Origin of the sequence: Pelagicoccus sp. SDUM812005 (assembly GCF_031127875.1) — a bacterium.
In the GTDB taxonomy this organism is placed as follows: Bacteria; Verrucomicrobiota; Verrucomicrobiia; order Opitutales; family Opitutaceae; genus Pelagicoccus.
Window position 1 is genome coordinate 263,295 of record NZ_JARXIA010000001.1, and the last position, 13,941, is coordinate 277,235.

Here is a 13,941-nt window from a genome sequence, read left to right on the forward strand (position 1 = left end):
TAGCTTCGCTGTTTTCGGCGGCCTGCCTCTCCAGGTAGAGCCTAGGCGTCTGTTAGGGTGATGCTGTCGAGTTGCAGGCTGGGGTCGATGGGGCCGTGGAAGCTCAAGCGTAAGCCTGCTTCGGAGTCGAAGGAGGCGATGGGGTAACGGATCTCCGGTGCGCTGACGGGGATTGTGTCCCCGGGGTGGCTCTTGCCGTTGGAGATTTGGAGGGTTTGAGTTTGGCTAACTCTGTTGAACCGCAGCGTTGCCACAACGGATGCTGACTGCAGGCCGGTAATGTTGGGAAAGTGCAGGGAGGCGTCGGCTTGCAGGGCCCGAATGGAAAAGCTTCCGTCTGGGTTCTCCACTTTTTGGATACCGGAGGCTTCGCTGTAGTTGGCGGGGCAGATCGCCTTGGCGGCGGAGTAGCGTCCGACGGCGTCGGCGCTGATCTCGATGGGGGCGATTTCGCCGTTTGCCCGGTAGTGGACGTAGCTAATCCAGGATCCGCGGTAGTAGCGGTTTCCCGAAAAGCTCATGTCGCAGTACATGAAGTAGCTTTGGCCCTTCCAGTCGCAGAAGGACCCGTGGCGGCCCTGCTGGGGACCGTGGGGCCAAGTCCTTTCCCGAAAGGATGGGGCCATATTCGATTCGTCGACGAGGCAGCCTTTGTATTGGTAGGGGCCATACAGGTATTTGGAAACAGCGTAGAAGCAGCCCCAGGAAAGGTAGAAAGTATCGCCGCGCTGGTGGAGGAAGGGCTTGTCGTCGGTTTTGCCGCTTCCGTAGGGACCGGCGGGATCGCGAATTTCGATTTTGCGTGGGGTTTCGGCGAGCCCGCTCATGTCGTCGGCCACGCGAGCGATATAGTAGTCCCAAACGCCGAAGACGATATAGACAGTGCCGTCCTCCAGTTGCAGAAAGCCGGGGTCGTAGACGTGGGTATCCGCAGCGTCGCCCTTGATCCAAGGGCCTCCCACGGGGTCGCTCCAGGGGCCAGTGGGAGTGGGGGCGGAGACAAGCCCGATTTCGTGCAGCCCGGTTCGTTGGTCGACGACGGAGAAGCACCAATAGTAGGTGCCGTCCTTGCAAATCGCATCGCCTGCCCAGCAGCCATCGAAGGGCTTTCCGATATGGGTATGGGTGGGGGAGAGGGTGGTTTCGTACTGCCAGTTGAGAAGGTCTTCGGAGCTCCACAATTGCCAGTCGGGCATGACGAAACGGGTGTTTGTGGGGGCGTGGTCGTGGGAGGCGTAGAGGTAGGCCTTGTTGTTAAAGATACGTAGTTGCGGATCGGTTACGCCGTGGGCTTGCAAGGCGTCGATGGAGATCGGAGCGGAGGGGAGCGGGGGAACTGTCATGCTTGCTCGGAACGATGGGATCAGTTGGCCGGAGGGGCGAGCTTCGCGATCGGCATAATTGTAGGAGGTCGCTGCTTCGTCATTCGCACATGCCTTTGCGGTTTCCTGCATGGCTACTACTGTTATGAAAATGGTATGCTAGGGCCTGTCTCGTTTTTGTCTATAACGGTGCCTGCCCCAACCCCGCTTTCAACTGAAAGAATTTCGTCGTAGCCTAACTGTCGCCTCGTTCGCCTTGCTCGTCTGCGTAGCAGGTCGTCCTTTGTGGGGCGATGTCCTGGAGTTATCTTTCGAGGAAAGGATCGATCCGATCATGGACTTTTATTGCTACGATTGCCATGGATACGGGGAAAAGAAAGGAGGGCTGACTTTGGACTCCTTTGGCGAAGGCGAGGAGATCGAGAACCACGAGCTTTGGGGGAAGGTTCTTAAGCGGGTGCGGTTCGGGTTGATGCCGCCTCACGGCGAGGATCAGCTGGAGGCCGAAGAGCTAAAGACGATAATCGATTGGATAAAGTCGGAGGCGTTCGAGATCGATCCGGAAGCGTTGGATCCGGGGGCGGTGGTTTTGCGTCGACTCAATCGGAACGAGTACCGCAATTCCGTTAGGGACCTGATTGGGGTCGAAGTGGATACGGATGCGCTATTCCCGCCGGACGACTCGGGAGAGGGCTTCGACAATATCGGTTCGGTGCTGACCATTTCGCCGATGCTCTTGGAGAAGTATCTCGACGTGGCGCAGCTGGCGGTCGAGGAACTGATGGGAAATTTGGATACGTGGGAAGGGTCAGGGAGCTACCTAGGCCGCTACCAGGGCTTGGCTGATCTTTTTGCTGGGGAGACGGGCTCGGACTTGGAATCGGAGAGGACGCTTCTGGAGGACTTCGTGAGCTACATGGGACCACGTGTTTTTCGGAGGCCTTTGGAGGCTTCCTCCAAGCGGAGGTTGACGGAGTTGGGGCACAGCGTTTTGGAGGTACCGGGAAAAGGGGCGATCGATGGAGCGAGTCAGGTCTTGGTGGCGATGCTGGCTTCGCCGCGCTTTATCTTTCGCTACGAAGGCATGGAGGAGTTGCAGCCAGGGGAGCGCTATCCGTTGGTGGACGAGTGGAGCTTGGCTTCTCGCTTGTCGTACTTCCTTTGGTCTTCGATGCCGGACGAAACCTTGTTAGCGCTCGCCGCGTCCGGTCGCCTGCGTGAGAATTTGGATACGCAGGTTGGGCGTTTGTTGGAGGACGAGCGATCGGATGCGTTCGTAAGGAACTTCGCCGGTCAATGGTTGCATGCTCGGGATATCGAACTGGTGGCGATCAATGCCTTTGACCTGTTTCTGAGGGAGAATCCTGTACCGGAGGTGGTGGAGAACCGTCGCGTGCTGCATCGGCTCGCGGGCGTGCCGGCCAGCGAGCGAACGGAGGAGGAACAGGCCCAGTTTCAACATGCGGTCGATATCGTGACCAATGCCTTTGCTCAGCCTCGCCCTAAGCTTTCCAGTTCCATGCGTCGAGCCATGCGCGAGGAGACGGAGTTGCTATTTGAATACATCCTGCGCGAAGAGAGGAACGTCCTGGATTTGATCGATAGCAACTATGCCTTCCTGAACGAAGAGCTCGCGGAGCATTATGGAATCGAGGGCGTGGAAGGCGAGGAGATGCGACGTGTCGCGTTGCCCGCGGACAGTCCTAGAGGCGGGGTGCTGACGCAGGGGACGATCCTAGCTGTGACTTCGAATCCCACGCGGACCTCGCCGGTGAAACGAGGCGTATTCATTTTAGACAATATATTAGGGACTCCACCATCTCCACCGCCGCCGAACATTTCGTCGTTGGAAGACGTGGCGGATGCGGACGAACTCAGTAAGATGTCGCTGCGCGAAACCTTGGCAATCCATCGCGAGAAACCGCTTTGCAGTTCCTGCCACAACCAGATGGATCCCTTGGGCTTGGCTTTGGAGAACTTCAATGCGATGGGGCGTTGGCGGGATTCCGAACTGGGGCAAGAGATCGATGCGAGCGGGACTCTGATATCCGGGGAATCCTTCGAGACGATTCAGGAGTTGAAGCGAATCCTGCGAAGCCAACACAGCTACGAGTTTTTCCACTGTTTGAGCGAAAAGCTTCTGACCTTCGCCTTGGGGCGCGAGTTGGAGTATTACGATACGGAGACGGTGGATCGGCTGGTCGAGGTTTTGCAGGAGAAGGACGGGAGTTTGCAGGCATTGATTCGCGCCACGATCGATTCGGTTCCCTTTCAGCGAGGTCGCGGCGAATCGGATGCTTTCGAAACTGAGCAAATGGCGAACACACAACATTAAGCGCTTATGAAACAAGGGGGAGAAAGAGGAATGGATATGGGATTTCAACGGGATGTCGCCTTGGGGAGGCGTCGCTTCCTCAAGGGAGTGGGGGCTTGCGTGGCGCTGCCGTTGTTGGAGTCATTGATGCCGCGGAGCTTAGTGGCGAAGACGGCCGCGCAGGGCTTGGCCCAGACGGCGACGGGCGCGCCTTTGCGGCTCGGTTTCGTCTATTTCCCGAACGGAGCGATTCCTGCAAAGTGGTGGCCGACTGGAGACGAGCGGCGTTTCGAACTAAACGATACGATGAAGCCCTTGGAGCGCTTTCGCGATCGTATCCAAATTCTGGGAGGATTGGATCATGCCAACGCCAATCCAGGCGACGACGGAGGCGGGGATCACGCTCGGGCCAACGGGGTTTTTCTTACTGGGGTGCGTATCAATAAGAGCCCTACGGACATCCGGGCTGGGATCTCTATCGATCAGGAGGTGGCTCGGCGAGTCGGGAGCTTGACGCGTTATCCGTCGCTGGAGTTGACTTGCGATCGTTCTCGTCCGAGCGGGCTGTGCGATTCCGGCTACTCCTGCGCTTACCAGTACAATGTTTCCTGGAAGTCCGCTACGGTGCCTATGGCTCCGGAATCGAATCCTCGCAAGGCCTTCGAGAGGTTGTTCGGAGAAGGGCCGCACGGGGAACGTAGCTTCAACGCAAAGCAGCGAATGATGAATCGGCGTTCGGTATTGGACTGCTTGCTGGGGGATGTGGCGGACTTGCAGCCGCGGCTCGGGGTCAGAGACCGCGAAAAGCTGGACCAGTATTTAACGGGACTGCGAGAGGTTGAGCAACGTATCGAAAAAATGGAACGGCACGGCATGGCGCCTGACCCCGATGTGGAATCTCCCTCGGGCATTCCCAGCGCCCATAGCTCGCACATCGACATGATGTACGATGTGTTGGCCTTGGCGTTCCAGACGGATTCGACGCGGGTTGCTACGATGATGATGGCTCACGACGGAGATAATCGTTCCCATGAGGAGATCGGAATCAACGAAGGGCACCATAACCTGTCGCATCACTTGTTGGATAAGGAAAAGATCGAAAAGGTGGCCCGTATCGATCGCTGGTACGTGGAGCGCTACGCTTCGTTTCTAGAGAAGTTAGACAGTATCCAAGATGTGGATGGGAATAGCTTGCTGCACAATACGATGATCGTCTACGGCAGCGGCAATGCGGACGGAAATCACCATAGCCACGACAATTTGCCGATCGTGCTTTCCGGAGGGCAAGGCGCAGGGGTAGAGGGTAACCGCTATGCTAACTACGGGGCGCAGCCGACCACGAACCTGTTTCTCAGCCTCGCGGACAAGCTGGGGGTAGATGATTTGCCGCGCTTTGGCGATTCGACAGGGCGTTTGCGGGGGATCTGAGCGCGGGGGAAGGTTCAGCGGGTGAAGGCTTTTGCGGGGGGGCATGGGTGGGGTTCTATTTTTTTGATGGGGACGTTGCGGCGGGCCCGGCGGTCCCGCCCTACCTGGGGTTATGAGGTATTAGGGAAGCGGATACGAAAAAGGAGCAAGCGGGGGGCTTGCTCCTTTGTTTAAGTGGGTGGCCTTAGCGTTTTAGAACTGGAGGCTGTTGGTGAGGGACCAGGTTCGGGGCGCTTTCTGGGACCATTGCACGACTTCGCCGGTGTAGGAATCGATGCTGATGGGGATGTAGGCGCGGTCGTCGAAGAGGTTCTTGACGTTGAGCTGGAGTCGCCAATCGACATTGCGTTGGCCGATCTTGAGCTTGCGGCGGTAGGTGAGCCAGCCGTCGATATCGAGGATGCTGTCGCCGTTGATGGGCTTGCTTGCATCCGGAACGCGGATACCGCTTGGGTTCTCCGGATTTTCCTTGCCGAGGTAGCCGATGGCGGCGGCGGAGCGCCAGCGAGCTCCGGTGCCGACGCTGAAGCCTTTGAGGCGGCCTTCGTTGAACTTGTAGCGGGAGATGAAGTTGACGCGCCATTTGCGGGTGCGGGGAGTGGCGATGCCTTGCTCTTCGGTTGCGAGGGCGACGCGGGCGTATCCATTTCCGTGATTCAGGAGGCTGTAGCCGAGCGAATCGCTGCGGTTGACGGCCCATGCGTCGCGTGGGGTGGTGGGGCTCCAGTCCGGGTTGTCGTTGGAGGGATCGGAGAAGGGGTGCGGGGCGCCTTCTTCGCGTTCACCGTAGTAGTCGCTGTCGAGGGGGCTGCGTGGGAGGTTCATGTACTTTTCGTAGATGTCCTTGCGGCGTTCGAAGAACTCGAGGAAGCCTGGCAGGGTCTTCTCGTTGACGGCTTTGGCTTTGCCGACGGTGAGGCGCATGTCCCAGTTGGTGGTGGGGCGGGCGAAGATTTCCATTTCCATGCCTTCGGAGCGGTAGTCGCGGGTGACGCGGAGGAATTCGCTGAACTCGGTGGACTCCGGCTGGTAGTCGTCGATGGAGAGGCCGAGCGTATTTTCCGCCCAGGCGCGGCGGGCGCTGACGTCGATGAGCGTGCCGTCTTCTTCGACGAGGGGATCGACGCCTAGCTCGCCGGGAGCGAGGGCTTCCCACCAGTCTTCGATCATGCGTTCGGTGGTGCCGACGATGGTGTTTTTGACTCGCAGGTAGTTCCAGTCGTTTTCGAGGTCACCGGTGGCGGACTGTTCGAACCAGTTGACGCGGGCGGAGAGCTTGCCCTCCATGAGGTTGAGCATGAAGCCGAACTCTTCGCCTTGGCCGTCGGAGGCGGGGAGGGGATTGTTGTCGAAGTCGTGGTACTGGCCTTGCGGATCGAAGCTGCTGGACTTGCTGTAGAGGAGCGAGAGCCATTCGTTGGCATGGTAGACGACGCCGATGGTTTCGGTGTCTCCGTCCTGGGTGACGAGCGGGGTGGAGGCGATGGGCTCGAGCAGGATCTCGAGGGTGTCGGGGTCGCGGTTCACTTCGGCGTAAGGAAGGTCTTGGGAGCGGTAGAGGGTTTCCCGGTCGTTGCGAAAGCCGAAGGTGGTGACGAGCTTGTCGTTGAGGAAGCGGCTTTGCAGCACGGCCATTTGTCCGGTGAGCTCGCGGATATTGGCGGATGGGATGCCGTCGGAGCGGAAGCCGCCGACCTCGAAGGTGTCGGCTACGTGGTACTTGGGCGGATAGTTAATGCTGTTGGGACCGGAGGCGGGGTCGCCGGGTAGGTCGAGGTAGTAGCGGTTGGAGACGTTGTTGCGTGTTTCCTGAATGGATACAGGATTGTCGCCTCCGCGGCCGTACTTGAAGTCGAGGTCGTAGTGGGCGCGGAGCTTGCGTTGGAACTGGTAGATTTCGTCCTCCTGGTAGAGGAAGGCGATGTCGTGGCGTCCGAAGAGCTGGTTGCGTTCGCGCAGGTCGAGGCTGTAGGAGGCGGTGAAGCGCAGGTTGTCCTGCTCGATGTCTTCGTCGAAGCCGATGAGGTGTCCTTCCACGTAGTAGCGGCCGACGTTGGGATTTTTGATGTAGACGTATTCACCATCTGGATTCCGGAGGGTGTCGCGGTGGTCGTAGGAGCCGTCGGAGCGGCGACGGTTTTCGACGACTTCGGATCCGAAGGCGTAGGTGGGGTCGCCGTCTTCGTCCTTGAGGGTGCGGTTGAGCTGCCAGACGGCGAGGTAGTAGTTGGGGTCGGCCTTGAGCTGGGACGAGTTGACGCGTAGCGGATCGACGAAGTAGCGGTCCCATTCCTCGTGGTTGAAGGCGGCTTCGATGAAGAAGTTTTCGTTGATTTTCTGCTCCCAGACGAAGGAGTAGTTTTCTCCTTGGTACTCGGTGCTGGAGGCGAAGCCGTGGATGTTGAAGCTCGGGTCGACGAGGGTGTCGCCGGGGCCGAAGGTTTCGGTGTCGGCGTTGCGGTCGAAGTTTCCGACGGAGGAGGCTTGTCCGCGGTTGATGAGCCACTGGGTGCCTTGGGAGGCGTACCATTGGCGGGTGGCGGGATCTTCGATGGCGTTCCAGGCGGCGGGGTCGAGCTCGATTTGTCCGTGCAGGTAGGCCTTGGCGCTGCCGTTGTAGAAGCCTCCGTTGTCGCGGTCGATTCCGAGCTGGTGCTGTTCGTCTTCTGAGAGGGCCCAGAGTTTCTTGGCCTGGCCGTCGAAGGTGGCTTCGTCGGTCCAGGTGTTGCCGTTGTCGTAGGAGATGCGGTCGTTGATGTGGTCGTAGACGGGGCGTCCGGCTTCGATCCAGGCGGAGACTTCGTCGCGCACGAGCTGGCTGCGGGCCTTGGAGCGGTCGTTGCGCATGGCTTCGTAGTTGGCCCGGAGGGCGGTGCCCTCGAAGGGACGGTAGGTGATGGCTCCGTAGCGGCGGCGCTCGTGGTCGCGCTCGGGGTCCTTCCAGGTTTCGATGTCCTGGTCGAGGCTGGCGAAGCGGACGGCGAGCTTGTTCTCGAAGAGGACCTTGTTGATGTCGGTGGTGAGGCGGCGTCCGTTTTCGGAGTCGAAGCGGAGGGAGAGTCCGAGCTTGTCCTGGCCTACCATGGCTCGCTTGAGGGAGGTGTTCATCAGGCCGGCCGGGGAGCCGACTCCGTAGAGGATGGAGTTGGGGCCGCGCGACACGGTGAAGCGCTCGGAGTTGTAGGTGTCGCCGCGGAACTTGCTGGCGAAGAAGCCGCGGGTCTCGCTGGTGGCCATGAGGCCGCGCACGCGGCTTTGGTTGGTGGTGGAGACGGAGGCTCCTTCGGAATCGTCGGGAGCGTACTCGTTTTCGTTTTCGACGTTTACGGAGTAGAGGTAGGCTTCCTGGATATTGGTGGCGTCGATGTCCTTGAGGAACTCGGCGGTGAAGACGGATATGGGCGAGGCTACGTCGTTGAGGCTGGAGTTGAGGCGGGTGCCGGAGAGGGTGTTAGTGGCACGGTAGCTGTTGTTGTCGTTGGCTTCCACGACGAAGGGGGAGATCTCGAAGACGTCCCCTTCCGGCTGGTCCGCGGTCTGGGCCCCGAGGGGAGCGGCGATGAGGAAGGCAGCGGTGCAGAGCGATGCGGCGCTTGTTCTTTGGTGGGTCATAGTTTGACTGGTGGGGGTTGGGGGTTGTTGACTGCCTGCGTTGGAGCATGGCGGTCCCTTGGTGGAGGGGCCGTGGGCGTGGCGTCAGGCGGTTGGGGTAGGCGAGCTGGGAGGGACAGCAGGCGCGACCTCAGCCGAGGCTTGAGGGGTCGCGCTGGCGCTCGCCGGTTGATGCCACGAATACAGCAGGAGCGGCTGGACGTAACCACCCAACAACTTTCATACCTGTATGAAAAGGGAGCAGGGCTGGGGCTGCGGGGGTGCGGTGGGAGGCCGGAATGGGCTAGGCCGAAGCGGGAATGGCGGGCAGGGGCGGCTGGGCTCTTCCGTTGTAGGATTCTCCATCCTGCCATTCGCCGCTTACCAGTACGGTTTTAGGATGGGTTTCGATGCCTGCCTTGTAGCGGTGGATGGAGCCGACCAGGTGGTCGATGGAGACTTTGCCTACGGTGACGCCGCTTTGGGAGATTCCGGATAGGCCTTTTGCCAGCCCATCGGTGTGGATGGATACGAGTTGGACCTCTGCGGGCACGGCGATGCCTGCCTCGTTGAGGAAATTGTAGTAGTTCCGCGCCCCGCCGGAGATGATGACTTCGGGGCGGTTCTGGTGGTACCAGTCCGTGAAGGCTTGGGGAGAGCCGTGCATTTCGGGGTCGAGGAAGGCGGGGACGCGGTTGGCTTCCTCTTCTCGGCTTTGCATGGCGAAGAAGGAGCCGGACCAGTGGCGGTTGACGCGGTCGTCGAGGTCGGCGGGACAGGCGAAGCCGATGCGACGGAAGCCATGGGAGCGCAGGCGCTCGTAGACCATTCTCATATTGGAGAAGTGGTCGGTGACGATCGTAGTTAAATTCGTATTACGAATGGAGTAGCCGATCCGCACGGAGCAAAATTTGTCCCATACGAGATTCAGTTCGTCCAGGCCGTGGGGCATGGGGCCGACGATGACACCGGCGACGTTTCTGCTTTCGAGGATATTGGAGGCACGGCCGGCGGTCATGCCCGGCTCGCTCATCCAGAAAGGTTCGATGCGGTAGCCGAGGTCTTCGCTTCGGAGGCAGGCGCCTCGGTAGCAGTCCCCGTAGAAGCCGGTGCGGTTGGAAAAGTAGTGCCGGTCGTCGAAGCAGTTGATCCAGGCGAGGGTGCCTTGGTAAACGGGTTGTCGTTTCGAGGAACGGTAGGCGGAGAGGGCGGACAGCATGGGGTCGACCCGGTAGCCGAGCTTCTTGGCGGCAGCGGCCACGCGTTCCCTAGTTTCGGCCTTCACGCGGGGAGAGTCGCGCAGGGCTTCCGCCACGGTGGTGAAGTGCAAGCCGACTTCTTTGGCGATGTCGCGCACGGTGGGCCGGCGTTTGGCGGGAGGCAAGGGATGGCTTTTGTGGGGTAGGGACATCGCGGGGTGGGGGTGGAGTTTGCAGGGGTGCCTTCTCCAAGGTAGGCGAGGAAACCGCTAAAAGGCGGCGCGGCGTTTATGCTAATTGTAGTAGGGGAAGCGGAGTCGCCGCGGAGGGCCTCGGCTTGTTCGTCCGTTGCAGCTTTGTGGGGAAGGCGGGCAGGGTGGGGGCGAGGAGCGGGTGGGGGGTTGGTGGTAAGGGCTGGGGGAGATTGGTAGATTTGCATCTCTGTTTGTACTAAATAATACAATTAGCAGGTGGGGTGGTTTGAGGAAATGAGGCCGAGCGGGATGCTGGGGATTCTCTTCCCCAACGTACGAATTCATCGAGACGTACTGATATTCCCCCCAGATCGCGTGCTGCGTTATCCCTTCGGAACAAGCCTTTCCCATAAGGAGAGGCGTTTTCACTGAAAGTGAGAAGCCTCCGTTTCGTGGCGCCGCGTTTATTAAAACAAATAACGTACAAACCTAGATTATGACCACCAAACGCAAGCAAACTAGCAAGTTGCTCGGCCTGTCTCTTCTCGCTTCCTTGAGCCCTGTTGCATCGTATGCGCAGGACGCAGAAGGGGATGAAGACATCTTCGAGCTTTCGCCCTTCACTGTAGACGCCTCGCAGGACGAAGGGTATCGCGCTACCGCCACCACGGCAGGTAGCCGATTGAACACGGAACTGAAAGATGTATCCGCTTCGGTTTCGGTCCTTACCCAGGACTTTATGGACGACCTAGGAGCGAGGGACTTGCTCGGAGCTCTCGAAATGGTGGCCGGCGCCGAAACCGTTGAAATGACGGACACCACTAGCGACGGCTTGCGGCAGGGTTATACCGGTGGGGACTTTGACGACCGTAATGCCGGCGAAGGTTCGGTTCGCGTTCGCGGCTTGGGCAACGCTTCCAAGGCCATGAACTATATGCCCGTCATCATGGGCGTAGACCGCTACAATGTGGATCGCGCCGAATTTTTGCGGGGACCGAATTCTATCCTGTTTGGCTTGGGGCAACCGGCGGGCATGATCAATTCCTCGACGAAGCGGGCGAATCTGAATCGTGATATAAACAAGGTCGACGTCATCCTCGACAACTTTGGCACCTTCCAAGTGAATATGGACCTCGGTCGGGTATTGGTGGAGGACAAGCTCGCGGTCCGCATGGCAGCGAAATCGGCGGACAACGGCTATATGTTTAACCACGCCGACCAGAACGATAATCGCTTCTATCTAACGGCGACTTACAAGCCGTTTGAAAATACGAAGCTCACCGGTAGCTACGAAGATATACATATCGACGGCCGCACTCCGACCTACCGTCCGCTTCAGGATAATGTTTCTGGCTGGTTGGATCTATATAACCAATATGGCCCCGGAATGACGGAGGAAGAGCTCGCCGAGAATTTCTATTGGGACCCGTCGCGCAAGGCTCGCGCTCGAACTACGAGTGGGATCATCGAAGGACAGAATATCCAGATTCGCGACGACATGGACGGTCGCGACCACGGGCTCTACATCGCCTTCGATGGCTCTGACTGGACGACGCCGATTGACGACAAGGCTCTGAACTGGAGCTCTGCGACTATCACTGGTGGTCGACCTGCTACTGCTGACCGTGTTTGGTTCATGCGTTCCTCGAGCCCGCTCGAGAATCGCACCGGTTTCACCGATCCGCAGGTGGATAGCGAAGAGATCTTTCCTTATATGGATTATGATATTGGTTCGCTTCCCGGTAGCTATCGTAAGGATCATGATACGAAGGCTTACTTCGAGTTGGAGCAGAAGATCACCGATGACCTTTATTTTTCAGCTGCTTACATGAAGGAGGATTTCCAGCGCGATCAGAACTTCCCGATCCTCTCGCAGACGCGTCAACTTTCGCTTGATATAAACACGCACACCATCGATGGAGAGGAGAATCCAAACTTCCTGCGCCCGTTCATCTTTGGACGCAACTTGGGTCAAAGCCAGGACAAGGCGAACGAGACCTCTCAGTTTCAGATGAACTACGACTTCGACTTTGCGGAAGTTTCGGATCGACTGTCTTTCCTCGGCTCGCACCGTTTGACAGGGCTTTATACGGAAGGCACTGAGGATAGCCTCGCCTGGCGCTGGCAGTACCAACCGGTGGGGGCCTACGGTTCTCCCTTCGAAGTCGGAAGCAGCGCCGATGAGACGATGAACTATGCCAATTCGGCTTTGCGCTGGCACCAGATGTGGTACATCGGCGATGCTGTGCAAATGGGAGATACCGGCTTAAACATCACCGGGCTTCCGGATAATATAGCTCCCGACAAGGAACCGGCTTCCTACATGTATTGGGATACTGTGACCAAGAGTTTTGTCACGGACGATTCCGGTATCGAGTTGGGTCGCGTTAACATTACCGGCGGACGCGGTTATACGACGACCAAGCGCGACGGGTTGGGCGTATCGCTGCAGAGCTTCTTCTGGGACCGTAAAATCGTATCCACGCTAGGATGGCGTACCGATACGGTAGAAAACCTCACCTGGAATCGCATAGATGACGATCTCACCCAGCCTGAAGGGGTTTATGGATACAGCCGCGATCACTACACTGATTACGATACCTTTGAAATCAGCGCCGATACCATGACGTACGGTGCGGTTTACCATGTGACGCCGTGGTTGCGCTTGTTCGGAAACTTCTCTGAAAACTTCGCGCTCACGCAGCAGCGATTCGCTCCGCACTACGATCCGATCCCACCGCAAAGCGGCGAGACGGAAGACTTCGGGATTGGACTTCGTTTGATGGAAGACAAGCTTCACATCAAAGCGACTGCCTTCAAGACCTCTCAGCTCTACGCCGACAGCCGCGGCGGGGCGGCAACTGCGAGCCTCCGCATCGAGCCATTCGAAAGACGTTTGCGCGAAGCGCTGTTTGCAGCGGATATTGTAGCCCAGCGCAACATGGACATGGCGGCTGCCGCAGAGGCCGAGGTTCCTTACGTGGAGCCTGACGAGTGGGTCAATCCGAACAACAACGCGTTTGCCTCCGAATGGTACACCTACGGTCCTGACGGAGAGATCACGACCGAAGAATACGAGCGTCCGGACAATCCCGCTGAAACGGAAAAGTCGATCGCCAAGGGCTACGAGTTGGAAGTTACCTTTAATCCGAATCGCAACTGGAGGTTCGCAGGCAGCGTAAGCCAGCTCGAGTCAACGGCCAGCGAGTTGGGTGGAGGTGTCCGAGAGTTTTTCGAACTTCGCGCTCCGTTCTATAAGAAGTGGTTCGATATGGGACTGGAAAAGGACGGCGAGTTTGCGGACGTCGCTTATCCCGAGGTTGAAAACGAGGAGCTGCTCAGCGACGATTTGATCGACGAGGTGGTAGGGCCTTACCTCGAAGGCATCGCCCGCGATGGAGAGCCCGTGTTCGGACTTGCTGAATACACCGCGAAGCTGACCGCGAACTACAAGTTCCTCGAAGGCCGCATGAAAGGGTTTTCCGTAGGAGGCAATTTCACTTGGGAAAGCGGCAAGGCGATCGGCGCGCTGCAAAAGGTCGTTGATATCGACATCGCAGGACTTTCCGGATTGCAAACGCTGGTCAGCGACCCGGACAATCGCCTCATCGGCGACGACATTCTCACCGGCAGCTTCATGATGAACTACCGCAAGAAGATCTTTGACGACAAGGTCGATTGGAGGATTCAGCTGAATGCCCGCCGGGCGATCGGCGAACACGGGCTGCGAGTGATCCGCGTCAATCCGGACAGCACGCCCGTCTATGGTATCGCGAATCCAACTACGTACCAGTTGTCCAATTCGTTCAGCTTCTAAAGGCAGCTTGGCTGCCTAGCGATTTGATTCGTTGTCAGGCCTCGTCGCTCCGTGCGGCGAGGCCTTTTTTCGAGGT

General features: G+C 58.5%; 6 protein-coding genes. 3 read left to right on the forward strand and 3 right to left on the reverse strand.

From position 1 onward, the window contains the following. Nucleotides 1-41: 41 nt before the first annotated feature. Nucleotides 42-1,343 (reverse strand): family 43 glycosylhydrolase, encoded by a 1,302-nt coding sequence (locus QEH57_RS00955; RefSeq protein ID WP_309004788.1) that lies wholly within the window; start codon nt 1,341-1,343, stop codon nt 42-44. Between the two features lie 313 nt (nt 1,344-1,656). Between QEH57_RS00955 and QEH57_RS00960 the strand changes: the two genes are divergently transcribed. Continuing rightward, complete coding sequence (locus tag QEH57_RS00960) at nt 1,657-3,657, forward strand: DUF1592 domain-containing protein (protein ID WP_309004789.1); 2,001 nt, start codon at nt 1,657-1,659, stop codon at nt 3,655-3,657. 6 nt (nt 3,658-3,663) lie between these two features. Then, nucleotides 3,664-5,064, forward strand: coding sequence for a DUF1552 domain-containing protein (locus QEH57_RS00965; RefSeq protein ID WP_309004790.1), 1,401 nt, complete (start codon nt 3,664-3,666; stop codon nt 5,062-5,064). Between the two features lie 192 nt (nt 5,065-5,256). Here the strand turns inward: QEH57_RS00965 and QEH57_RS00970 are convergent, their stop codons facing one another. Beyond that, complete coding sequence (locus QEH57_RS00970; protein ID WP_309004791.1) at nt 5,257-8,676, reverse strand: TonB-dependent receptor plug domain-containing protein; 3,420 nt, start codon at nt 8,674-8,676, stop codon at nt 5,257-5,259. Nucleotides 8,677-8,959: 283 nt separating this feature from the next. Then, on the reverse strand, nt 8,960-10,066 hold the full coding sequence (locus tag QEH57_RS00975; RefSeq protein WP_309004792.1) for a LacI family DNA-binding transcriptional regulator: 1,107 nt from the start codon (nt 10,064-10,066) through the stop codon (nt 8,960-8,962). 478 nt (nt 10,067-10,544) lie between these two features. Here QEH57_RS00975 and QEH57_RS00980 point away from each other — a divergent pair, with 478 nt between their 5' ends. Continuing rightward, the gene (locus QEH57_RS00980; RefSeq protein ID WP_309004793.1) at nt 10,545-13,865 is read left to right on the forward strand and encodes a TonB-dependent receptor plug domain-containing protein; all 3,321 of its coding nucleotides are present in this window, start codon (nt 10,545-10,547) and stop codon (nt 13,863-13,865) included. Nucleotides 13,866-13,941: the final 76 nt, after the last annotated feature.

Excerpts from the sequence above, each read along its gene's own strand:
- QEH57_RS00975 (WP_309004792.1), bottom strand. The coding sequence starts at position 10,066 with ATGTCCCTACCCCACAAAAGCCATCCCTTGCCTCCCGCCAAACGCCGG.
- QEH57_RS00965 (WP_309004790.1), top strand. The coding sequence starts at position 3,664 with ATGAAACAAGGGGGAGAAAGAGGAATGGATATGGGATTTCAACGGGAT.
- QEH57_RS00980 (WP_309004793.1), top strand. The coding sequence starts at position 10,545 with ATGACCACCAAACGCAAGCAAACTAGCAAGTTGCTCGGCCTGTCTCTT.
- QEH57_RS00970 (WP_309004791.1), bottom strand. The coding sequence starts at position 8,676 with ATGACCCACCAAAGAACAAGCGCCGCATCGCTCTGCACCGCTGCCTTC.
- QEH57_RS00960 (WP_309004789.1), top strand. The coding sequence starts at position 1,657 with ATGGACTTTTATTGCTACGATTGCCATGGATACGGGGAAAAGAAAGGA.
- QEH57_RS00955 (WP_309004788.1), bottom strand. The coding sequence starts at position 1,343 with ATGACAGTTCCCCCGCTCCCCTCCGCTCCGATCTCCATCGACGCCTTG.